The following is a 22,167-nucleotide window of genomic DNA, read 5'->3' as shown; positions in this document are numbered from 1 at the left end:
GGGCGGCAGGCGGCGCGAACGTGGGCTGCGGCGGCACGCCACCGACCGGCGCGGGGTCAGAAACCGAGTCCCAGCTGGCCGCCACCCTCAAGGTCGCTCCGGACCCGCTTCAGGTGCTTCCACTGCGGAAGGTCGTCGAGGTAGGCCCAGGACAGCCGGTGGTACGGGGTGGGACCCAGTTCGGCGAGCGCCGCGCGGTGCGTCGGTGAGGGGTAGCCGGCGTTGGACCCGAAGGCGAACCGCGGGTAGTCGGCGTCGAGGCCGGCCATCATCGCGTCCCGGTGCACCTTTGCGAGCACGGAAGCCGCCGCGACGCTGACGCTCACCTGGTCGCCCTTGACCACCGTACGCACCGGCCACGGGGAGCCGAGGAAGTCGTGCTTGCCGTCGAGGATCACCGCGTCGGGCCGGACCGGCAGGCCGTCGAGCGCCCGGACGGCCGCCAGGCGCAGTGCGGCGGTCATGCCCAGCGCGTCGATCTCCTCAGCCGAGGCTTCACCGAAGGCGTACGCCGTCACCCACGGGTCGAGTTCCACGACCAGCGTCTCGCGGCGGCGGGCGGTGAGCAGTTTCGAGTCGGTGAGCCCGGCGGGCGGGGTGCTGAGGTCCGTCACCGCGGCGGCGACCAGCAGGGGTCCCGCCCAGGAACCGCGCCCGACCTCGTCCACTCCCGCGATGGTGTGCGCCCCGGCGGCCTTCAGTTCGAGTTCGACCTCGTACGTAGGACCCGTCCGTACCGGATTCTGCTTTTCGGTCTTGACTTCGGTCTTCTTTTCGCCCGCGTTCTTCATCGCGGACCACGGTAGTGGAGCGGCACGGTCCTCCAGTGCCGTTCTACGGGCGCCCCACGGCCGCCCTGTGGTCCGCCAACTGCCGGTGGAAGGTCTCCTGGTCGAGCACGGGGAGGTCTTCGAGCACCGCGAAGCCGCCGGGCCGCAGGCCGCCTTCGTCGTCGGTGGCGACGAGGTAGGGGCGCAGGTGCGGCTTGAGCCGGATCAGATCGTGGACCAGGAGGGAGGCGGGGATGTGTGCGCCCTCCGCAGTCGTGCGGCCGGTGACGGCAGCGGCGCGCAGCACGCCGATCCGGGCGCGCAGTCCGTCGCCGGTGTCCGGGGCATCCGGGCTGTCCGGGACGTCCGGGGTTTCCGCTGAGGCTGCCTCCGGAGTCCCGTCCGGCGCGCGCCGGGCCGCGAAACCGTCGAGCGGGTCGGCGGGGACGCACCCCGCGGCCAGGCCCACCACCAGTTCGTCACGGCGGTAGGAACGCCAGTCGGCACGTACGGACTCCAGCGCGGTCAGCGCGTCGGCGAGGTCCGCGGAGCCGTAGACCCGGGCGGCGGTCTGGTCGGCGGCGCGCTCCTCGCGGGCGACGAGGGGCGCGGTGACCTTGGCGTAGCGGCGGGCGAAGGCGCGGGCGGCCTCCGCGCACCAATCGTGGCGCCCGGCGGTCTCGGCGAGTCCGGCGACCAGGTCCACCCCGTGGACGGCCAGGGCCTCCAGGACGTTGGGCCGGCGGCGGCGCGCGTGGCCGAGCGCATGTGCGACCACAAGTTGCAGTTGCCGCTCGTTCAGGGACAAAGGCAGGGCCGCACCCAGTATCAGGTGCCGGCGCAGGGCAGGACCCGGGCGGCGCAGCGCGCGCAGTTCGCACACGGTGCCGCCGGTGAGGACCAGGCCGTCCGGCTCGGGTACGTCCAGTTCCCGCGCGGTGGCCCGGACCAGGCGCCACAGGCCCGGCTGCTCGCGCCGGGTGGGGGCGAGACCGACCGGCAGCCTGCGGGGTCCCGAGGTTTCCACGGCGAGTGCCACGAGGGCGGTCAGGATCTCGGCCACGATCACCAGCGGGCCGCCGATGAATCCGGGACCACTGATGATCATTCCGAGGAACGCGGCAGCGAGGATGAACGGCAGTGCCAGTACAACGCACAGCACGACGAGCATCGCGACCGCGAGCGCCGCTCGGAGAATGTCCCGGCCGCCGGTTGTGCGCACGCTTTTTGTCCTGTCCACGACTGACCTTTCCCCTCCACCCGACGGACGTCCTGCGCTGCCGGACGCGCCCGTTCCGCCGTACTGGACAGACCCTAGCGTTCGTTTGTTCGAGCAAACCGGCAGACTCGGCGAACACTGGTCAGGAATCCGAGCAATCCCTACGATTCACGGCATTCCAGACGCAACCGATCGCAGTACCCCACCAATTGACGCCCCGACATTTGAGGGAGTTCCCGGATTTCTGGGACCGCGGGGACGGTCTACCGTCAGAGGATGACCGGCACGGAGCCACCCGCGGACCAGGCGCCCGACGGATCCGGGTTCTCCGGCAGTCAGCCCGTGCGTCCCGTCCTGCGCGGCCGGCGGTCCACCGTGCGGCTCGGCGACGAGGTCTTCCTGTGGACCCGCGGCCGGGTGACCCGCCGAATCCCGTTCGCCGCCGTCACCACCGTGGACCTGAGCCCGGGACTGGTCCGGATAATCCTGGCCGACGGCAGCGCCCCCATCGACGTGACCTGCCCCAGCGCGACGGAGGCTGAGCTGTTCACCGTCGCAGCCCGGCGCGAGTTGGCCGGCCCCGGGCGGCGGGTGGACCTCAGCGCGTGGATCACTCTGGAGCGCCGCCCCCGGCTCTCCCCGGGACGCCGCTGGCTGGCGTACGCCGGGCTGTTCATCGCGGCTGCGGCGATCCTGCCCAGCACGGCACCCGACGACCTGCTGGCCTTCGCCGCCGCGGTGGTGTTCGCCCTGCCCGTCGCCGCAGCCTGCACCGGGTCCCTGTTCCGCCGGATCCGGTTGCGGGTGCGGCTGCGCAGGCACGGCGTGACGGTGCACGCCGAGGTGCTCGGGCCACCGGTCACCGATCCGCGTGTCCCGCCACCCCGCACGGTGCGGTTCGTGACCGTGGACGGACGGCTGCGTGAGATCCCCGCCGAGCGGTTGTACTTCGCCGGGGAAGTCGACCCCGGGCCCGCGGAAGTGACCTACGTGCCCGCCGAGCCGGCCCTGGTGGGACGCCCGCGCCTGGGCCCCGAGGGCTGGGCGGGACTGATCGCCTCCATCGTGTTCGCGGTGCTCCTGTGGGGGATCCCCATCAGCTACGCCGCGCTTCTGTTGCTGCGGTGACCGGCGGCACCACAAGCCAACCACCCGGTCACTCCTGGGAGAGCAACAGTAAAAATCGTGTGACATTAACGACAAGTAAGCCCATAATTTATTATCCGGGCGCTCGCAGACCCCTCCTTCTGGAAGACTTAGACCGTGTGACGACAGTTGGCTCTGAAGCGACCCCCGAGCTGGGCGATGACACTGCCCTGGGCGACAACACTGTGAAGAACAGTGATCCGCCCCGGGGACGGTTGCGCGCCCTGGGAATCGTGCTCGCCGAGCGGCCGTACCTGATCACCGCCGCCCTGGTGCTGATCCTGGCGGTCACCGGCATCAAGGGCCCCGACTGGCCGGCCCAGATCTTCCGCACCCAGCTGATCCGCGACCACGGTGCCCTGCTGTGGAACAACCAGTGGTACGGCGGTCATCTCCTGCCCGGCTACAGCATGATCTCCCCGCTGATCGCCAGCGGGATAGGCACCCGCACGCTGACCGCCATCGCGTGTGTGTCCTCCGCCTGGGCCTTCCACAAGCTCAACATCGGCCGCACACCGCTGGCCCGGGGCGTGGGGGCCATCTGGTTCGCCGTGATGATGTCGGTCGAGTACCTCATCGGCCGCACCCCCTTCGTCCTCGGCGTCGCGCTCGGCCTGCTGGCCCTGCTCGCCGCCCGCAAGGGCTACCTCGGCTGGGCGGCCGTCGCGGCGCTGTTCGCCGGTCTCGCGTCGCCCCTGTCGGGAGCCTTCCTGCTCCTAATCGGCGCCGCGTGGGTCCCCCGTACGCGGGAATGGCCGACCCGGTTCTCCTTCGCCCCCGCGCTGGTCGGCATCGCCGCGTCGCTGGCGTTCCCCAACGCCGGCGACTTCCCGTTCCCGTGGTGGCGCTTCTGGCCGATCGTGGCCTTCGCCGTCGTCGGTCTGGTGCTGGTGCCCAAGGAGCAGAAGACCGCCCGCCGCTTCCTGATCCTGTACGCCGCCTCCGCGGTCGTGTTCTTCTTCATCCCGACCTCACTGGGCGGCAACCTGGCCCGCCTCGGCGAGATGATGGCCGGCCCCGCGATGGCGGTCATCCTGCTCTCCCTGGGGCGTCGCCGGCTCGTCGCCATCCTCGCTGTGCCGCTCCTGGTCTGGCAGTTCCAGTCCGCGGCGCTGGCCGTCGTCCACGACGCCAAGGACAGTCCCGGCGAGAAAGCCGCCTACTACGAGGGCGTCAACGACTTCCTGGAAGCGGCCAACTTCCCCGTCGGCCGGGTGGAGGTGCCGTTCACCCGCGGCCACTGGGAGACGGTGTACGTCGCGGACAAACAGCCGCTGGCCCGCGGCTGGGAACGGCAGCTGGACCGGCACGTCAACGCGCCGCTGTACTTCCCGCACCTGACCGCGGAGCAGTACCGCGCGTGGGTGGAGGAGACGAGCGTGCGGTTCATCGCCGTGCCCGACGTGCCGATGGACTTCTCCGCGAAGCGCGAGCTCGAACTGATCAACACCAGACAACTGCCGTGGCTCAAGCCGGTCTGGTCGGACAAGCACTGGCAGGTCTACGAGGTGGAGAACCCGAAGCCGATCCTCACCGGGCCCGGCAGCCTGACCGGGCTGACCGCCAAGGGCTTCAGTTTCACCGCGGACAGCCCCGGCGCGTTCATCGTGCGCATCCACTACACCCGGTGGTTCACCCCGGACCGCGAAGGCGTGGAGCTCAAGGCCACGCCCGACGACTGGACCGAGATCATCGTGGACACGCCCGGACCGGTGAACATCACCACGCAGGAGTCGAAGATACTCAAATAGCCGCCCGCCCCACTGCGGACAGGCAGTGCACGGTCACCACGGGTGCCGATCCGCGGCCCGCGCCGGGTCTTGACCCAGACTCAGCCCCGACACGCCCGCTGACGCATTGACGCCGGTACCCCATTCGGCGGCAGAATGCCCACGTGCCCGCCACCGAACGACCTGCCTCAGAAATTCCGTTCGCGCGGCTGTTCCCGCAATTGGACGACGCCGGCCGTGAACGTCTGATCGCCGCCGCGCGAGCGCTCGACCTGCGCCGGTCCCTGGACGACCCGGCCCGGTGGTTCTGGCATGAGCCGGACCCGGCGGACACCCAGGGGCTGGATCCGGCCGACTCCCCGCATGTTCTGGGCACGTCCCTCCAGTTGTACGAATCGACGCTGGACGGCGACTGGTTGGAGCTCGGCCTGGACGTCTGGCGGCACGAGGGCCCGTATGTGAGCGTCACCGCGACCGTCGAGGTCGCGTGCTGGTGCGAGAGCGACCACAGCATGCACGCGGTCCAGCGCGCCGAGTGGCCGGCGTCAACCGCGCAGTCCCTGGTGGAGGCGTTCAACACCGCCGCGCTGTCGGTCATCCGCCGGATCGAGGGCCCGCGCGACCCGCGGGACATGCGGATCCGCGCCGGACTGCCCAACCCGCCCGAGCCTGACCCCGACGACGATCCGGACGCGCCGCGAGCGGTGATCCCCGCCCAGGGCCAGGTCTGCGAGCACGGGCAGCACCCGGTCTGAGCCGGGTCCGCGAGCACGGGCAGCACCCGGTCTGAGCCGGGTCCGCGAGCACGGGCAGCACCCGGTCCGAACCGGGGTCCGGGGCCTGCGCCCCGCGGCTGGTCCGCCGTCCCCCTGAGGTAGTACGCCGCACGTCAGCCCCGGTGCGGTCCCGGATGTCCCCGGTTCGTGAAAAAATATCCCCCATGACCGAAACTCTGGACGGCCGCGACCGGACCCCCGTCGTAGGCACTTCCGGGGTCCCCTCGGCGCAGCCCACGGCCACCGCGCCCACGGCCACCGCGCCCACGACCGCCCCACCCGCGAGCCGGCGCAGACGCGCCGCCCGGGTGCTCGCCGACCGCCCGTACCTCATCACCGTCGCGCTCATCGCCCTGATCACCGTCAGCGGTGTCAGCGGTGCCGACTGGCCGGCCCAGGTGTTCCGCGCGTGGCTGGCCAAGGAGCACGGGGCCGTCCTGTGGAACAACCAGTGGTACGGCGGCCATCTGCTGCCCGGCTACAGCGTGATCACCCCGGTCCTGGCCGGCGGGATCGGCACCCGTACGCTCACCGCGCTCTCCTGCGTGGCCGCCGCGTGGGCCTGGTCCCGGCTGGGGATCGGCCGCACACCGCTGGCCCGGGGCGTGGGGTCTTTGTGGTTCGCCACGGTGGTCAGCATCGAGTATCTGATCGGCCGTACGCCCTTTGTCCTCGGTGTCGCCCTCGCCCTGCTGGCACTCCTCGCCGCCCGCGACAACCGGCTCGTCCGGGCCGCCCTGGCAGCGCTGCTCACCGGGCTCGCCTCGCCGCTGTCCGCCGCCTTCCTGCTGATGAGCGCGCTGGCGTGGGTGCCGCGGCGGCGCGTCTGGCTGAGCCGCCTGGCGCTGGCCCCGGCCGTCGCCGGGCTCGCGCTCCCGCTCGCCTTCCCCGGCGGCGGCGACTTCGGATTCCCGCTGTGGCGGCTCCTGGCGATCCTCGCCTTCACCGGTCTCGGCCTGTGGTTCCTGCCCGCTGACCGCACCACCGCGCGCCGTTTCCTCATCCTGTACGGGGCCTCAGCCACCGTGATCTTCGTCGTCCCGAGTGCGGTGGGGGGCAACGTCGCCCGGCTCGGTGAGATGGTCGCCGGGCCGCTGGCCGCCGCGTTCCTGCTGTCACTCGGCCGCCGGAAGGTGCTCGCGCTGCTCGCGGTGCCACTGCTCGCCTGGCAGTTCTCCTCGGCTGCCATCGCGGTGGCGCACAGCTTCGGCGACGCCCCCGCAAAGCGGGACAGCTACTACTCCGGGCTGCTCGACTACCTGGAGAAACACAACAGCTCCGGCATCGGCCGGGTGGAGATCCCCTTCACCCGCAGCCACCAGGAAGCCGTGTTCGTCGCCGAGCACCAGCCCCTCGCCCGCGGCTGGGAGCGGCAGTTGGACCGCAAGGACAACGCGCCGCTGTACGACGCCAAGCTGACCGCCGAGGGCTACCACGCGTGGGTGCGGGAGACCGGCGTCCGCTTCATCGCCCTCCCCGACGTGCCGCTCGACCCGGCCGGCTACCGCGAGGCCGACCTCCTGCGCATCGGCGCGGACTGGCTCAAGCCCGTCTGGTCCGACGCCCACTGGAAACTCTGGGAGGTCGCCGACCCGAGCGGTCTGGTCGACGGACCCGGGCGGCTGACCAAGCTGGACCCGTCGTCGTTCACCCTGACCGCCGACGCCCCCGGCACGTTCACCGTCCGCATCCACGCCACCCGCTGGTTCAGCGCCGACCACCCCGGCGCGGTCCTGGGCCGCACCCCCGACGGCTGGACCACGGTCACCGTCGCCGCGCCCGGCCCGGTCACCGTGACCGCGGAGCTGCGGCGCTGATGGCCAGGAAGCCGAAGACCCCCAATGTGAAGCCCGACGTCGTACGGGCCGCCAACCTCAAGTCCGGTGGCTCCAGAACCGGTGATTCCAAGTCCGGCGATTCCAAGACCAGTGACTCCAAGACCAGGCCTGAGACCAGCGGCGCCCCCGTCCGCCACGGCTACCGGGAACACGGCGTGGCCGCGTACTACGACCGGTTCGGCGCGGAGTACCGCAACCCGCACGAGAAGTACGTCCACGAGGTCCTTGCCGACGCGGCGCAGCGCTGGTCGCTGGATCTGACATCCTGTTTGGACCTGGCCTGCGGCAGCGGCGAGGCGACCTTGGTGCTGCGGTCCCTGGGCGCGGTCGAGGTCACCGGGGCCGACCCGTACACGGGCGCGGCCTACCGGGACCGCACCGGTCTGACGGCGCTTCCGCTGCGCTTCGAGGATGTCGGGGCGGGCGCTCTTGAGGACCGCCGTTTCACCCTCGCGGTGTGCAGCTTCGCGCTGCACCTCCTCGACGTCTCGCGGCTGCCGCAGGTCGTCTACCGGCTCTCCGTCGCCACGGACACGTTCGTGGTGGTGACTCCGCACAAACGTCCGCACCTGGAACCGGCGTGGGGCTTCACGCTGGCGGACGAGATCACTGCGGGCCGGGTGCGGGCGCGGCTCTACCGGACGCCCGACTGATTTTCCGTACGCCTGGCTGGTTTCCCCTGCACCTGGCTGGATTTCCCTGCGCCCGTTTGCTCCACCGTACGACTGTCTGATGTTTTGATCGCGACAAAACGGACAGCTTTTCCTTCGTTGCGCACGGTGGGCCACGGGTACAGAACCCCGCGCGGCGCCCCGTGCCGAAGCGTCAGGGAGGAATCGCGTGAGCCCCGAGGTCACCGTCGTCCGGTTCCACTTCGACCCCGTGTGCCCGTGGACGTGGGTCACTTCGCGCTGGCTGGCGGACGTCGCGCAGGAACGCGGGTTCGAAGTGCACTGGCGGTCGTTCAGCCTGCGGCTGCTCAGCCCGAACGCGAAACTGCCCGCAGACCTCGTCCCGGTGTTCGAGATCTCATTGCAGGCGCAGCGGGTCGTCGAATACCTGGCGGAGCAGGGCCGCCACAAGGAGTCCGGCGCGTTCTACACAGCGCTCGGCTCCGCCCTGCACGAGGACGGCGCGGCGCCCACCGCCGCCACTCTGGAAGCCGCTCTGCAGGCGGCGGGCGCCCTGGACGTGATCGACGCCGCGACGGACACCGCTCTGGATGATTACGTCGTACGGAGTCACCAGCGGGCGTTCGACGCCGCGGGGCCGGATGTCGGATCCCCTGTGCTGGTGTTCGAGCCCGGTGGTTGTGCGGCCTTCGGTCCGGTCGTCACCCCGAAGCCCGTCGGGGAGGCGGCCCTGGAGATCTTCGACGCGGTCGCGGCGCTGGCCCGGCGGCCGGAGTTCTTCGAGTTCAAGCGGGGGCGCACGGCCGTGCCTTCGCTGACGTGAACCGCCGCGTCGGTCATGTACAAAAGTGCCTTCTGGAGATCGTTGAGCGGCGTTTTGACCATGACCGACGCGGCGGGACAACACCCGCACGGCCCAACACCGAATGCGCCGACACCCTCCGCCGCCAAAGATGGGGTCCAGCCCGGCGGATCAACCGCCGACTCCCGCTCCGGAGGCAACACCATGGGCATGTCCCGCGCCCGCACTCTCCCCGCCATCGCCTGCGCCGCCCTGCTACTCGCCGGCGCTGCTGCCCCGGCCGCCGCCGCGGCGCGCTCCGGGAAGGCGGACGCCGTCTGCGGAGCCAAGTCGTCGGACTTCTTCGGCACGTACTACGCCGAGGATATGAACGACCTGCGGTACACCTTCGAAACTGACGGCCACACCATCAGCGCCCGGCTGCTCGACATCGCCCTATCCGGTACGTACAAGGCCGGTGCCGGGAAGACCGACATCGTGTTCCAGGGGGAGAACGCCCATTCGATCGCGATCGCGTGCTGCCCGGGACAGCCGGGTACCGTCGCCTGGATGAACATCGACTTCGGCAATCAGGACACGGTGAAGCTGATCCGCGAGTGGTGATCCGCGCGTCGTGGTCAGGCAGCCATGGTCAGGCAGCCATGGTCATGTCGCCGTGATCATGCCGCCGTGATCATGCCGCCGTGATCAGGGCCGCCCGGCCAAGTGGTCCTCCCAGGTCCCCTTGCCGTCCGCATGGCCGGGCGCCAGGCCCTCCCCCGCACGCAGTGCCCGCCAGGCCTTCCCCGGCAACGGGAGCCCGACCGTCCGCCGCCGCCTGCCGTCCCGTGCCAGGTACACCCGGGCCAGGTCTGCGAGTTCACGCACCTGCGGGCCGCCGAGATCAGGCACCCGCTGCGCGGGTCCGGCGTCGACGAGCTCCACCAGCCGGTCCGCGACCTCCCCGGCCGCAACCGGCTGGATCCGCACGCCCTTGGGGAGCAGCAGGACTCCGGGCACCTTCGTCAGTCCCCCAATGAGCCCCGCGACCAGGTTGTGGAACTGCGTCGTGCGAAGAATCGTGTACGGAAGTCCCGATGCTTCGAGCACTTGTTCCGCGCCGTACTTAGCCTGGTAGATAGGAGAACGGGATCCGGTCCACGCCGACGATCGAGACGTAGATGATGTGCGGCGCGGTGTCGGCCTGCCGCGCGGCCGCGCGGCCGCGACCAGGTTGCGCATGAGCGCGATGTCGGGCTTCCCCAGAGGCTTGTTCGTGACGCTCGCGCAGTGCACGACGGTGCCCACCCCCGCCAGGGCCACGGCGAGGCCGGTACCCGCCTCCAGGTTCCCGACGGCCCAGCCGGTTTCCGGACCCCCGTCAGTGCGCTGACGACGGCTCAAAACCCGTACAGCCCGGCCGTCTCCGACCAGCCTGGACACGACTTCGCGCCCCAGGGTTCCGGTGCCTCCGGTGACCAGGACTGTGTCGTCCATGACTGCCGCCTCTCCTCGTATCGCACACGTTCTCGCAGTATTGACCGGTTGCCGGTGCGGAATGTGACATCACGTCGAACCGTCAGGACCTCATTACCTCAGGCGTCCACACCTTCGCGGCTTCGCGGCTTCACGGCTTCGCGACGGAGATAGATAATCCGCTAGCGGACGTTCTGGGTAGGCTGGCTCCATGACTACCAACGTCCCGACCCGCACCAACCCGGACCTGTCCTTCCTCCTGACCCACACCGGCCACGTCCTGGCGACCCGGATGGCGGCGGCGTTCACCGAGCTGGGGATCACCCCCCGGGCGTACTGCGTACTGCTCCACGCGATGGAGGCCGAGCGGACGCAGATCCAGCTGGCGGAGATCGCCGGCCTGGACAAGACCACGATGGTCGTGACGGTCGACGCGTTGGAGCGGCTGGGGCTCGCCGAGCGCCACCTGTCGCGCACGGACCGTCGGGCGCGGATCATCTCGGTCACCAAAACCGGCGAGCAGGCCGTCGCCGCGGGCATCAAGATCGCCGACCGGGTGCACCGCGAGGCCCTCGGCACGCTGCCGCCCGCGCAGCAGGACGCCCTCCTCAGTGCGCTCACCCAGCTTTTCGAAGGACACCTGGCGGTTCCGGTGGCGAGTGAGCAGACCGTACGGCGGGCCCGTCGGCCACGCGGCTGAGGCCACGACGCCCGGACGGCACCACCAAACTTGATCTGCAAAAGATAGTTCGGAATTATATCATATCTAACAAAATCATCTGCTAACGTCTCTCCTGACAACCCGACGCGACTCGGGAGACGCTCCATGGACAGGGCCACACAAACCCCCGCACGACGGCTCGCACTCGCCGCGCTCCGCGCGGGAATGCTGATGATCATCCTCGACGGCAGCATCGTGACCGTGGCCCTGCCGGCCATCCAGGACGACCTCGGCTTCACCGCAGGGAACCTCACCTGGACCGTCAACGCGTACATGATCGCCTTCGGCGGCCTGCTGCTCCTGGCCGGCCGACTCGGCGATCTGACCGGCCGCAAGCGGATGTTCATCGCCGGACTGGCCGTGTTCACCACCGCTTCGCTCCTGTGCGGAATCTCCACCGCGCAGGAGATGCTCATCGCCGCCCGGTTCCTGTAGGGCGTCGGCGGCACGCTGGCCACGAACAAAAGCACCGGCCACCCGCACCTGTCGACCGTGCTCTACGGGTGGGACCCGGAGGAGCGGACCGTACGGATCAGCACTACCGCCGACCGGGTCAAACTCCGGCAGCTCCGCAAGGATCCGCGCAGTGCGCTGTGTGTGTCGAGCGCTGACCACTGGTCGTTCGCCGTCGCCGAAGGCGAAGCGGAAGTGTCCCCGGTGAGCACCGAGCCGGGAGACGCGACCGGACGTGAACTCCTCAGCATGATGCCGGAGTTCGAAGACTCGGAGGAAAAGGCCGCCGTCCTCCGGCAGGTGGTTGCCGACCAGCGTGTGGTGATCAGACTGCGGGTGAAGCGGCTGTAACGGGACGGCGCTCGACGTACCCGCTGCGGAAGAGGACAGCTCCCGAAGCGCCTGAGGCGACCGTTCCTGGACTGCGGCACAGGCCGCACAGGCCGCACAGGCCGCACAGCGCTACGCAGAGCACCCGCAGGAGGCGCCCCACACCCCTACGGTGACCCGCCGCCCGTCCGGGAACCCTTCCGCCGGTCCGACGGTCGAACGGCGGATGTCAGTGTCCGCTGCGATGCTGGGAACCAACCCAAGGAACGTCACCCTCCGCGCCCGTCAACCACGCGGACACCCCCACAGGATCCTCGGAGGCCCACCGCATGATCACCACCAGCCACGTCCCCGGTTCCCCCAGCTGGCTCGACCTGGGCAGCCGCGACATCGGGGCGTCCGCCGCCTTCTACACCGCCCTGTTCGGCTGGACGTTCTTCTCGATGGGTGCGGAGGCCGGAAACTACGGCATCTTCTACCTGGACGACAAGAAGGTCGCCGCGATCGGCCCGTGCACGGAGGAAGGCGTCTCCGGCGACTGGACGATCTACTTCGAGACCGCCGACGCCGACGCCACCACCAAGGCCGTCGAGCAGGCCGGGGGTGCCGTCCGCTTCGCCCCGATGGACGTCTTCGACCAGGGTCGGATGGCCGGTTTCACCGACCCGTCCGGTGCCCAGTTCTCCGTCTGGCAGCCCGCGGCGAACAAGGGACTGGAGGTCGTCACCGTGGAGAACAGCCTGTACTGGGCCGAACTGCTCACCACAGACGCGCCGGCCGCGAAGTCCTTCTACGGCTCGGTCTTCGCCTGGGACACCGAAGACGTCCCGGTCGGCGACTTCGTCTACACCACCGTCGCCCCGACCGGCGGCCTGGCCGACGGCAAGGTCTTCGGCGGCATCATGCCGATGGAGGCCAGCACCTCGAACTGGCACCCGTACTTCGCGGTGGCCGACTGCGACGCGGCCACCGCCGCCGCGGTCGGTCTCGGCGCCACCACCCTCATGGGCCCGGAGACCCTGCCGGCGGTCGGGCGCATGTCGATGCTCACCGACCCGGCCGGGGCGACCTTCTCGGTGATCACGCCGGAGAGCAACTGACCCACCGTCCGGGGCGCCCTCCTTCCGCGTTAGCGGGCCGGGGGCGCTCCGCCGCGTCTGCCCGGCTGCGCCTGTGGGACGCGGTGCCGGAGCGCCATGCGGACCGATCAGTCGCCGCCTCCACTGTCGATGCGTACGGACGCATCGTGGTTCTGCTCGTCGATCCGGGCTCGTGGTGCATTGAGCGCACACTCCCCAAAGAGCCGTACGCAGCGACCGCCGTCGTGATCGACGGTAAGGACATCACCGAAGTCCCGCTCCGTGAACTGGACTCGCACCACCCAAGGATCGACACTCTCGGCAGCGGCTTTGTGCTGACCGGATCCCCAGCCAGATCGGCCGTTCCACCGGGCACTCCACCGACCGGTATCGAAGCCGCACTGCCACTCGACGGCCGCACAATCTCGTCCGACGGCCGTCCCACCTGGTACGCCGCCTTCGACAGGCTGGGCGACCACTGGACCGATTGCTACGCCCTGAACGTCGGCGCCGAAAACACCTGGGCGTACCCGTACACAGCCTTCCCGCTCGTCAGCATCGACGGCGACGGCATCTCCAGCCTCCGCCGTGCGCCGGTCAGGTTCGCGAGCGCTGTAGCTGTGTCCGGGGATCTCGTCACCTTCATCACCAACGACAAAGACAAGATCCCCGGCCACTACACGGTCACCTACACCTGTATCACCGACGGCCCGATCGTCCCGGTCTCCGAGGCCCCGCACAAGCGCGGCCTCCCCCGTACACCCCCGGAAAACCCAAAAAGGGAAGCCGGCGGGAACCAACCCTGCCGACTCCCCTTCCGGAGTCACCTACCGGTCAACCGGGAACAGCTCAGCTGCAACCACTCGTCGAGCCGCAGCCCTCACACAGGTAGCAACTCCCCGCGGGCCGCATCTTCGTGCCGCACGTCATGCACAGCGGCGCGTCGTCGCTGCGGCCCAGGTGGGCTTCGAGCAGGCTCGGGGCCGGCTTCACCTGCGCCGGCAGGATCTTGACCTCCGCGCGCTTCTCAGCGACCGGTGCGGCGTTCTCGACCGGAGCCGGCTGCGCCGGCGTCCCGGTGGCGAAGCCCTCGGCCTCGATCGCCAGTTCCTCTTCGTACGAGCCCGTCTCCAGGTGCCGCTGCCGCTCGGAGGCCGAGTGGATGCCCAGGGCCGAGCGGGTCTCGAACGGCAGGTGGTCGAGCGCCAGGCGGCGGAAGATGTAGTCGACGATCGACTGCGACATCCGCACGTCCGGGTCGTCGGTCAGACCGGCCGGCTCGAAGCGCATGTTGGTGAACTTCGAAACGTAGGTCTCCAGCGGCACGCCGTACTGCAGTCCGACGGAGACCGCGATGGAGAAGGCGTCCATCATGCCCGCGAGGGTCGAGCCCTGCTTGGACATCTTGAGGAAGACTTCGCCCAGGCCGTCGTCCGGGTAGGAGTTGGCCGTCATGTAGCCCTCCGCGCCACCGACCGAGAACGAGGTGGTGATCCCCGGACGGCCCTTGGGCAGACGCTTGCGCGTCGCGCGGTATTCGACGACCTTCTCGACGATGACGGCCGGGGCCGCCGCGGCCTCGCCCTTGTTGTCGCCCTTGCCGACCGACAGCGGCTGGCCGACCTTCGAGTTGTCGCGGTAGACGGCGATGGCCTTCGTACCGAGCTTCCAGCCCTCCATGTAGACGCGCTCGACGTCCTCGACGGTCGCGGCCGACGGGATGTTGATCGTCTTGGAGATGGCGCCGGAGAGGAACGGCTGAGCGGCGGCCATCATCCGGACGTGGCCCATCGGGGAGATGGACCGCTCGCCCATCGCGCAGTCGAAGACCTCGTAGTGCGCGGACTTCAGACTGGGGGCGCCGACGACGTGGCCGTGCTCGGCGATGTACGCCATGATCGCTTCGGCCTGCTCCAGCGGGTAGCCGAGGCGGCCCAGCGCACGGGCGACCGTGCCGTTGACGATCTGCATCGAGCCGCCGCCGACGAGCTTCTTGAACTTGACCAGCGCCAGGTCGGGCTCGATGCCGGTGGTGTCGCAGTCCATCATCAGGCCGATGGTGCCGGTCGGCGCGAGCACCGAGGCCTGCGCGTTGCGGTAGCCGTTCTTCTCGCCGAGCTTGAGAACGTCCTTCCACGCCTTGGTCGCCAGCTCCCACACGGGGGCGTCCAGGTCCTGCGTGCGCGGGGCCGTGTCGTTGGCGTCGGAGTGCTGCTTCATGACGCGCTTGTGCGCGTCGGCGTTGCGGGCGAAACCGTCGTACGGGCCGACGACCGCGGCGAGTTCGGCGGAGCGCTTGTACGCCGTGCCGGTCATCAGCGAGGTGATCGCGCCGGCGAGCGCCCGGCCGCCGTCCGAGTCGTACGCGTGACCCGTGGCCATGAGCAGCGCGCCGAGGTTGGCGTAGCCGATGCCCAGCTGGCGGAAGGCGCGGGTGGTGTCGCCGATCTTCTTGGTCGGGAAGTCGGCGAAGCAGATGGAGATGTCCATCGCGGTGATGACCAGCTCGACGGTCTTGGCGAACTTCTCGCCGTCGAACGTGTCGTCGTCGCGCAGGAACTTCATCAGGTTCAGCGAGGCGAGGTTGCACGAGGAGTCGTCGAGGTGGACGTACTCGCTGCACGGGTTCGACGCGGAGATGCGGCCGGACTCGGGGCAGGTGTGCCAGTGGTTGATGGTGCTGTCGTACTGGATGCCCGGGTCGGCGGACGCCCAGGCGGCGGTCGCCATCTTGCGGAAGAGCGACTTGGCGTCGACCTCTTCGATGATCTCGCCGGTCATCCGGCCGCGCAGGCCGAACTTCCCGCCCTGCTCCACCGCCTCCATGAACTCGTCGGTGACGCGGACGGAGTTGTTGGCGTTCTGGTACTGCACGGACGTGATGTCCGCGCCGCCCAGGTCCATGTCGAAGCCCGCGTCGCGCAGGGCGCGGATCTTCTCCTCCTCCTTCACCTTGGTCTCGATGAAGTCCTCGATGTCGGGGTGGTCGACGTCCAGGACGACCATCTTGGCCGCGCGGCGGGTGGCGCCGCCCGACTTGATGGTGCCGGCCGAGGCGTCGGCGCCGCGCATGAAGGAGACCGGGCCCGAGGCGTTGCCGCCGGAGGAGAGGAGTTCCTTGGAGGACCGGATGCGGGACAGGTTCAGGCCCGCGCCCGAACCGCCCTTGAAGATCATGCCCTCTTCCTTGTACCAGTCGAGGATCGACTCCATGGAGTCGTCGACGGACAGGATGAAGCAGGCGCTGACCTGCTGCGGCTGGCTGGTGCCGACGTTGAACCAGACCGGCGAGTTGAAGCTGAAGACCTGGTGGAGGAGTGCGTAGGTCAGCTCGTGGTCGAAGATCTCAGCGTCGGCGGGGGTAGCGAAGTAGGCGTTGTCCTCACCGGACTTGCGGTACGTCTTGACCACGCGGTCGATGAGCTGCTTGAGGCCCGTCTCACGCTGCGGGGTGCCGACGGCGCCGCGGAAGTACTTGCTGGTGACGATGTTGACCGCGTTCACCGACCAGGAGTCGGGGAACTCGACGCCACGCTGCTCGAAGTTGACCGAGCCGTCGCGCCAGTTGGTCATGACGACGTCACGCTTCGCCCAGACCACCTCGTCGTACGGGTGGACTCCGGGGGTGGTGAAGACGCGCTCGACCCGCAGGCCCTTGCCGGACCGTGACCGGCCACCGCGTGCCGGGCCGTTCGTCGTCTCTGTCATGCCTTCTCCTCCAAAACAACAAGCGTCACGGACCGCCGGGTGCGCCCGGCTCCGTCCGGTGGGGTGGCCTCGGTCGCCCGGACCACCCGGGTCTGGAACCCGCGCACCGTCGGAAAAGTCCGGGTACGGACTTGTCCCTGGATCGCGCGGGGGTTCTGCGGCGTGGGAATGCCTCAGGGGGTTGCGGAGCCGGCATCGGGCACGGGCTCACGCGGGACTGCGTCGTCTTTTTCGTCCTTGGCCGACCGGCCGTCCTGCACAGGACGCTCGATCTTCCCGTGCCTGTCGCTCTTCCCCGCCCGGCTCGCGGCTCTGCCGACCGGCTCCGGCGTCCTGCCGACCTGTTCGGGAAGCCCGGTGCCGTGCTGTTCGGAGTCGGGACCGACGCCGTCCGCACCGGGCGCGGCCTCCGGGGAGGCCCGTCCGGTGCGCAGCAGCCCGATCTCTGATTCGAAGTCCTCAAGGGATTCGAACGCCCGGTAGACCGAGGCGAAGCGCAGGTACGCGACTTCGTCGAGCTCCCGGAGCGGCCCGAGTATGGTCAGGCCGACATCGTGGGTGCTGAGCTCGGCGCAGCCGGTGGCCCGGACCGCCTCTTCGACCTGCTGGCCGAGTTTGGCGAGCGCGTCCTCGGTGACAGGGCGTCCCTGGCAGGCCTTGCGGACTCCGGAGACGACCTTGTCGCGACTGAACGGCTCGGTGACCCCGCTGCGCTTGATGACGGTCAGCGAGGCGGTCTCGATGGTGGTGAAGCGGCGACCACAGTCGGGACAGGAGCGGCGGCGGCGGATGGCCGCGCCGTCGTCGGCGGTGCGGCTGTCGACCACACGGCTGTCGGGTCTGCGGCAGAAGGGGCAGTGCATGCCTTGTCCTCCCCCTTCCGTCGTCTGTTTCCGGTTTTCGAGTCGGAAGCCGGGCCGCTGCCCACGCCCCGGGGGCTGCCCGGGGCTGTGCCCCAGGGGTCCACGCCGGTGCGCTTCGGGAGTGTGCTATATACGGCGACCACAACTTGTGGGTGGCTTCCAGATCTCGACCACAAGATGTAGTGGCTACGTTAGACCGCAGCTCGGACGCGCTGCAAGCCGACTCGCGGACCGTGGGCACCGTTGTTGTGACCGCCGGTCATCGCCGCAGGTGGCAGCGGCGGGGCCGGCGGGAAATTAATCCGCGTGGCCCTGCCCACCTGCACTTCTCCGACAATCAGTAAGATTTCAGACATCGACCCGACGTGCCGATGGGATCGCCCGACGCCCGGCCGGCACCCCGCCGACATCCGGACGGCACCCGCCGACCGCTCGGCCGGGAGACCGGAAGGCGCCGTTCGCAACCGTATGGTCCGTTGTCGAACGAGAGCGCGACACGATTCGAACAGCTTGCTCGAATTCACCAGAGAAGCCGGTTTTCCACCATTTTTTGATTCGAACTTCTGTACGATGAATACCGCCACTTGAGGGTGCACGCCACTGAAACGGTCTAAATTCACTCGAACGTGTGTTTGGCGCAACCTTTCGATGCGAGTACCGTTCTCTGATGTGTCCGATGAACCGTGTCGGAAAACCGTCGAGAGGGGCATGTGATGACGGGAGACACCACCGGGGTCGTTCATTCCGGCCACACCGGAATCCGTTCGACAGCCAACGGGCACGTAGTCGAAGCACAAGCGGGTGGGGGCACTGTGACTGTGGTTTCCGAATCCACGACGCCGACGGCGCTGGATGAAAGCGCACGGCCTCAGCAGGCCGCGCGGACAATTCCGCGCCGGGCGGCCACCGGCCTCACGCAGCGGCAGCTGCGGGTCCTGGAGGTCATCCGCACCTCCGTGGAAGACCGCGGCTACCCGCCGAGCATGCGTGAGATCGGGGAGGCTGTGGGCCTGTCCAGCACCTCGTCGGTCGCGCACCAGCTGATGGCCCTCGAACGCAAGGGCTACCTCCGCCGCGACCCGCACCGGCCGCGCGCGTACGAGGTCCGCTCCCCGGACGGCGGGCGCCCCCTGGCCCCCGCGGCGGCCGGGGCCTTGCCGGGTTCGCGGAGCGCCTCGGAGTTCCCCAACGCGTCCCGTGTGCCCGTCATCGGCCGGATCGCGGCGGGCGGTCCTATCCTGGCCGAGCAGTCGGTGGAGGACGTCTTCACGCTGCCCAAGCAGCTTGTCGGCGACGGCGACGTGTTCCTGCTCAAAGTCTCCGGCGATTCGATGGTCGAGGCCGCGATCATGGACGGCGACTACGTCGCGGTGCGCAGCCAGCCGGTCGCCGACAACGGCGACATCGTGGCTGCGATGCTGGACGGCGAAGCCACCGTGAAACGGCTGCGCGACCGTGACGGGCACCGCTGGCTGATGCCGCACAACGCGCGGTACGACCCGATCCCCGGAGACCACGCGACCATCCTCGGCAAGGTCGTCGCGGTCATGCGCAGGCTCTGAACAGGCTCTGAACAGGCTGAATAACTCTGAACAGCCCTGAACAGCCCTGAACAACAATGCCTGACAGCGGAGCCTGGTCGCGGAACCCGACCACGAAGCGGAACCACCGAGCACAAGTGCGGGGCCAGGAGGAATTCCTCCTGGCCCCGCACTTGTCATTCCCGCACGCGCGCAACCGACTGTGCTCAGCGAAGGCGCTCGACCTGCCCGCTTCAGTCGTTCTTCGCCTTCGCGTCGAGCGCGGCCAGGGACTTCCGGACGAGGTTCCGGTCGGTCGTCGGCCAGAAGTCCGGCATCGAGGACCGGAAGAAACCGCCGTACCGCGCGGTGGCCAGCCTTGAGTCGAGCACCGCCACCACCCCCCGGTCGTCCATGGTGCGGATGAGCCGCCCGGAGCCCTGGGCCATCAGCAGCGCGGCGTGGGTGGCGGCGACCGCCATGAAGCCGTTGCCGCCGTTCTCCTGCACGGCCTGCTGGCGGGCCGACATCAGCGGGTCGTCGGGACGCGGGAACGGAATCCTGTCCATGACCACGAGCTGGCAGGACGGGCCGGGCACGTCCACGCCCTGCCACAGGGACAGGGTGCCGAACAGGCAGGCCTGAGGATTCGCGGAGAAGGCCTTGAGGAGCTCAGGGAGGGAATCCTCCCCCTGGCAGGAGATCGGCACGTCCAGACGCTCACGCAGGGCCTCGGTCGCGGCCTCCGCGGCCCGCCGCGAGGAGAACAGCCCGAGGGTGCGCCCGCCGGCCGCCTCGATCAGCTCGGCGAGTTCGTCGAGGCGCTCCTGCCCCATGCCGTCCCGGCCCGGCGGGGGCAGGTGCTTGGCGACGTAGAGGATGCCCTGCTTCGGGTAGTCGAAGGGCGAGCCGACGTCCAGGCAGCGCCACACCGCGAGGTCGGCGTCCGACTCGGGGTCCGCGTCCTCAGGGCCGGGTTCGGCCTCGGGGGCCCTGCTGACCACCACCGGCACCGGGACCTCCGCGCCCGGTTCGGGGAGCAGCCCCTCCAGGCTCAGGCCCAGCGACCTGGCCACCCCGCCGAAGTCGCCGCCGAGCTTCAGCGTCGCCGACGTCAGGACCACCGTACGGTCGCCGAAAAGCGCCTCGCGGAGCAGCCCGGCCACGGCCAGCGGGGCGACCCGCAGGACCGGTCCTGAGCGTTCGTTGACGTCGATCCAGACGACGTCGTACGGAGAACCCTTGAGCAGACGCTCACAGGAGTCGTGAACGGCCTGCACCGCCGCCATCGCTTGCTTGTTCGCCGACTCCTCGGCGGTGACGGACTTGTCGCGGACCTCACCGAGCGAGGTGATCGCCGCCCGGCAGGCGTCGCGGAGCGCGGACAGTGTCCACTGCAGGTCAGGGCCGATCTCCCGGATGCGCCCGGCCTCGCACTGGCCCATGACCTTGGCGTAGCCCTCAGCCGCGGTCTGCAACTGGTCGACGGCCCGCTCGTTGGCGAGCCGCGCGGCACGGCGCTGGGCGCGCTCGACGGAGCCGATGGTGAGTTCGTCGGTGGCGACGCCGGTGACCCGCTGGGCGAGTTCGTGCGCCTCATCGATGATCAACACCTCATGCTCGGGCAGGACCTGGACGTCATCCATCAGTGCATCGATGGCGAGCAGTGCGTGGTTTGTCACCACCACGTCGGACTGTTTGGCGATTTCGCGGGCTTGCTCAGCGAAACATTCCTCACCGAACTGACACTTGGAACGGCCCAGGCATTCGGCGGACGACACGGACACCTGCGACCAGGCCCTGTCGTTGACGCCGGGGCTGAGATCGTCGCGGTCACCGCTCTCCGTCTCCTGTGCCCACTCACGGACCCGGATCATGTCGCGACCGAGCTTTGAGGTGGGCGCCGGGTCGAAGAGCTGGTCTTCGGGGTCGTCCTCGGGGTGCCCGCCGTTAACCCGGTTGAGGCACACGTAGTTGCTGCGGCCCTTCAGGGTCGCGAACGACGGCCGTCGCCGCAGCAGCGGGAACAGCGCCTCGACAAGGCGGGGCAGGTCGCGCTCGACCAGCTGGCGCTGGAGCGCCAGGGTCGCGGTCGCGACGACCACCTTGCGGTTCGCGGCGAGTGCCGGAACCAGGTAGGCGAGGGACTTGCCGGTGCCGGTGCCGGCTTGCACGAGGAGGTGTTCCCGGCGCTCGACAGCGCCGGCGACAGCCTGGGCCATCGTGACCTGTCCCGGTCGTTCGGTGCCGCCGAGGGCGGTCACGGCGGCGTTCAGCAGCTCATTCAGATCGGTGGCGCTCATCGCCGACAAGAGTAGAGGCTGCCTGTGACACTTCCCGCCGGTTCGCCGGTGCCGAAGTGGATACGGACGCCTGTCCGGCAGTCCACCACGCAGGCGTCGGACCGCAAGGAGCTTACGGGAGCGTGTCCGGCCCCGGCCGGGTACAGCAAGCCCGGAGACCGGCCGGATCGGCCGGTTCGAGCCCACCAGCCAGGTGTGCCCGGCCTGCGGGACCAAGGACGGACCCAAACCGCTGAACGTGCGGAAATGGACCTGTGCCGCCTGCGGCGCGGTCTGTGCGCAGCGTGGAGGGAGTCTCCATCCCTTGAGGGTGGAGGGAGTCTCCATCCCTTGAGGTTGGAGAGGGTGTCAACGCCAGAGCATCTGACCGCTGGCTGCTTCAAGGACCCGAAACGGGGGCAGCCGCCCCGGACGGGGTGATTGCCGACGCCGGTCCACCCACCGCACGTGTCCGAAGGAGAGACCCGCATGAAGAAGTCGTCCCTGACAGCCACGGCACGTCAACAGCTCGGCCTCGCACAGAACGCGTCGAGTGGCCGCAGTGCCCACACCGTGTACGGCGGACACGAGCATGTGCTGCGCCAGACCGTGATCGCACTGGCCTCCGGCCGGGTGCTCGACGAGCACGAGAACCCGGGCGAAGCGACCGTCCACGTCCTCCTAGGACGCGTCCGGTTGCGCGCGGGTGACACATCCTGGGAAGGCTCGGCCGGAGACCTGCTGATCGTGCCGGACGCCCGGCACACGCTCGAAGCCCTGGAGGACGCCGCCGTGTTGCTCACCGTGGCCAAGCACGGCTGACGCGCGGTCCCGTCAGCGGGC

16 protein-coding genes and 4 pseudogenes are annotated in these 22,167 nt (G+C 69.5%); 14 read left to right on the top strand and 6 right to left on the bottom strand.

From position 1 onward, the window contains the following. Positions 1-56: 56 nt before the first annotated feature. Together AC0Z36_RS07590 and AC0Z36_RS07585 are read right to left on the bottom strand one after the other, a co-directional pair. Positions 57-791 (bottom strand): ribonuclease HII, encoded by a 735-nt coding sequence (locus tag AC0Z36_RS07590; protein ID WP_485461936.1) that lies wholly within the window; start codon positions 789-791, stop codon positions 57-59. A gap of 43 nt (positions 792-834) precedes the next feature. Further along, entirely contained in the window at positions 835-1,992 is a 1,158-nt protein-coding gene (locus AC0Z36_RS07585; RefSeq protein ID WP_485461935.1) for a M48 family metalloprotease, read from the bottom strand. Between the two features lie 273 nt (positions 1,993-2,265). Between AC0Z36_RS07585 and AC0Z36_RS07580 the strand changes: the two genes are divergently transcribed. The 7 genes from AC0Z36_RS07580 to AC0Z36_RS07550 all read left to right on the top strand — a co-directional run bounded on the left by AC0Z36_RS07580 (position 2,266) and on the right by AC0Z36_RS07550 (position 9,516). Continuing rightward, positions 2,266-3,117, top strand: a complete 852-nt coding sequence (locus tag AC0Z36_RS07580; RefSeq protein ID WP_485461934.1) for a hypothetical protein — start codon at positions 2,266-2,268, stop codon at positions 3,115-3,117. Between the two features lie 137 nt (positions 3,118-3,254). Beyond that, positions 3,255-4,886 (top strand): hypothetical protein, encoded by a 1,632-nt coding sequence (locus tag AC0Z36_RS07575; RefSeq protein ID WP_485461933.1) that lies wholly within the window; start codon positions 3,255-3,257, stop codon positions 4,884-4,886. 143 nt (positions 4,887-5,029) lie between these two features. Next, complete coding sequence (locus AC0Z36_RS07570; RefSeq protein WP_485461932.1) at positions 5,030-5,620, top strand: hypothetical protein; 591 nt, start codon at positions 5,030-5,032, stop codon at positions 5,618-5,620. Between the two features lie 185 nt (positions 5,621-5,805). Beyond that, a complete protein-coding gene (locus AC0Z36_RS07565) occupies positions 5,806-7,458 on the top strand; it encodes a hypothetical protein (RefSeq protein WP_485461931.1) in 1,653 nt (550 codons plus the stop codon). After that, positions 7,458-8,132, top strand: coding sequence for a class I SAM-dependent methyltransferase (locus tag AC0Z36_RS07560; RefSeq protein ID WP_485461930.1), 675 nt, complete (start codon positions 7,458-7,460; stop codon positions 8,130-8,132). Before AC0Z36_RS07565 ends, AC0Z36_RS07560 begins: the two co-directional genes overlap by 1 nt. Positions 8,133-8,319: 187 nt before the next feature. Next, positions 8,320-8,934: a mycothiol-dependent nitroreductase Rv2466c family protein gene (locus tag AC0Z36_RS07555; RefSeq protein ID WP_485461929.1), complete on the top strand. Its 615-nt coding sequence runs from the start codon at positions 8,320-8,322 to the stop codon at positions 8,932-8,934. A gap of 183 nt (positions 8,935-9,117) precedes the next feature. Next, positions 9,118-9,516, top strand: a complete 399-nt coding sequence (locus AC0Z36_RS07550; protein WP_485461928.1) for a hypothetical protein — start codon at positions 9,118-9,120, stop codon at positions 9,514-9,516. An 84-nt stretch (positions 9,517-9,600) separates the two neighbouring features. Here AC0Z36_RS07550 and AC0Z36_RS07545 read toward each other — a convergent pair whose 3' ends face one another. Beyond that, on the bottom strand, positions 9,601-10,389 hold the full coding sequence (locus AC0Z36_RS07545; RefSeq protein WP_485461927.1) for an SDR family oxidoreductase: 789 nt from the start codon (positions 10,387-10,389) through the stop codon (positions 9,601-9,603). A gap of 190 nt (positions 10,390-10,579) precedes the next feature. Between AC0Z36_RS07545 and AC0Z36_RS07540 the strand changes: the two genes are divergently transcribed. The 4 genes and pseudogenes from AC0Z36_RS07540 (at position 10,580) to AC0Z36_RS07525 (ending at position 12,972) form a co-directional block, all read left to right on the top strand. Then, on the top strand, positions 10,580-11,068 hold the full coding sequence (locus AC0Z36_RS07540) for a MarR family winged helix-turn-helix transcriptional regulator (protein WP_485461926.1): 489 nt from the start codon (positions 10,580-10,582) through the stop codon (positions 11,066-11,068). A gap of 126 nt (positions 11,069-11,194) precedes the next feature. Beyond that, positions 11,195-11,521: pseudogene (locus AC0Z36_RS07535) on the top strand (MFS transporter); the annotation flags it as partial. A 12-nt stretch (positions 11,522-11,533) separates the two neighbouring features. Next, positions 11,534-11,948: pseudogene (locus AC0Z36_RS07530) on the top strand (TIGR03618 family F420-dependent PPOX class oxidoreductase); the annotation flags it as partial. A gap of 253 nt (positions 11,949-12,201) precedes the next feature. Beyond that, the gene (locus AC0Z36_RS07525; RefSeq protein WP_485461925.1) at positions 12,202-12,972 is read left to right on the top strand and encodes a VOC family protein; all 771 of its coding nucleotides are present in this window, start codon (positions 12,202-12,204) and stop codon (positions 12,970-12,972) included. Between the two features lie 828 nt (positions 12,973-13,800). Here AC0Z36_RS07525 and AC0Z36_RS07520 read toward each other — a convergent pair. Together AC0Z36_RS07520 and nrdR are read right to left on the bottom strand one after the other, a co-directional pair. After that, positions 13,801-16,659, bottom strand: a complete 2,859-nt coding sequence (locus AC0Z36_RS07520; protein WP_485461924.1) for a vitamin B12-dependent ribonucleotide reductase — start codon at positions 16,657-16,659, stop codon at positions 13,801-13,803. 308 nt (positions 16,660-16,967) lie between these two features. Then, positions 16,968-17,522 (bottom strand): annotated as a pseudogene (gene nrdR, locus AC0Z36_RS07515) (transcriptional regulator NrdR); the annotation flags it as partial. Between the two features lie 848 nt (positions 17,523-18,370). On the opposite strand from nrdR, the gene lexA reads away from it, so the two are divergent. Continuing rightward, positions 18,371-19,084 carry a transcriptional repressor LexA gene (gene lexA, locus AC0Z36_RS07510; protein ID WP_485461964.1) on the top strand — a complete coding sequence of 238 codons (714 nt, stop codon included), beginning with the start codon at positions 18,371-18,373 and terminating at the stop codon, positions 19,082-19,084. 212 nt (positions 19,085-19,296) lie between these two features. Here the strand turns inward: lexA and AC0Z36_RS07505 are convergent, their stop codons facing one another. Then, on the bottom strand, positions 19,297-21,345 hold the full coding sequence (locus AC0Z36_RS07505) for an ATP-dependent DNA helicase (protein ID WP_485461923.1): 2,049 nt from the start codon (positions 21,343-21,345) through the stop codon (positions 19,297-19,299). A 163-nt stretch (positions 21,346-21,508) separates the two neighbouring features. On the opposite strand from AC0Z36_RS07505, the pseudogene AC0Z36_RS07500 reads away from it, so the two are divergent. Continuing rightward, positions 21,509-21,619 (top strand): annotated as a pseudogene (locus AC0Z36_RS07500) (zinc ribbon domain-containing protein); the annotation flags it as partial. Positions 21,620-21,813: 194 nt separating this feature from the next. After that, positions 21,814-22,146 (top strand): cupin domain-containing protein, encoded by a 333-nt coding sequence (locus AC0Z36_RS07495; protein ID WP_485461922.1) that lies wholly within the window; start codon positions 21,814-21,816, stop codon positions 22,144-22,146. The last annotated feature ends 21 nt before the right edge of the window (positions 22,147-22,167 follow it).

It is taken from the genome of Kitasatospora sp. UYEF31, from assembly GCF_057291755.1.
This window is presented reverse-complemented; position numbering and strand designations above follow the sequence as displayed.

Coding starts and splice junctions, on each gene's coding strand:
- AC0Z36_RS07505 (WP_485461923.1), bottom strand. CDS start 21,345: ATGAGCGCCACCGATCTGAATGAGCTGCTGAACGCCGCCGTGACCGCC.
- AC0Z36_RS07525 (WP_485461925.1), top strand. CDS start 12,202: ATGATCACCACCAGCCACGTCCCCGGTTCCCCCAGCTGGCTCGACCTG.
- AC0Z36_RS07550 (WP_485461928.1), top strand. CDS start 9,118: ATGGGCATGTCCCGCGCCCGCACTCTCCCCGCCATCGCCTGCGCCGCC.
- AC0Z36_RS07580 (WP_485461934.1), top strand. CDS start 2,266: ATGACCGGCACGGAGCCACCCGCGGACCAGGCGCCCGACGGATCCGGG.
- AC0Z36_RS07520 (WP_485461924.1), bottom strand. CDS start 16,659: ATGACAGAGACGACGAACGGCCCGGCACGCGGTGGCCGGTCACGGTCC.
- AC0Z36_RS07590 (WP_485461936.1), bottom strand. CDS start 791: ATGAAGAACGCGGGCGAAAAGAAGACCGAAGTCAAGACCGAAAAGCAG.
- AC0Z36_RS07565 (WP_485461931.1), top strand. CDS start 5,806: ATGACCGAAACTCTGGACGGCCGCGACCGGACCCCCGTCGTAGGCACT.
- AC0Z36_RS07540 (WP_485461926.1), top strand. CDS start 10,580: ATGACTACCAACGTCCCGACCCGCACCAACCCGGACCTGTCCTTCCTC.
- AC0Z36_RS07560 (WP_485461930.1), top strand. CDS start 7,458: ATGGCCAGGAAGCCGAAGACCCCCAATGTGAAGCCCGACGTCGTACGG.
- AC0Z36_RS07545 (WP_485461927.1), bottom strand. CDS start 10,389: ATGGACGACACAGTCCTGGTCACCGGAGGCACCGGAACCCTGGGGCGC.
- AC0Z36_RS07495 (WP_485461922.1), top strand. CDS start 21,814: ATGAAGAAGTCGTCCCTGACAGCCACGGCACGTCAACAGCTCGGCCTC.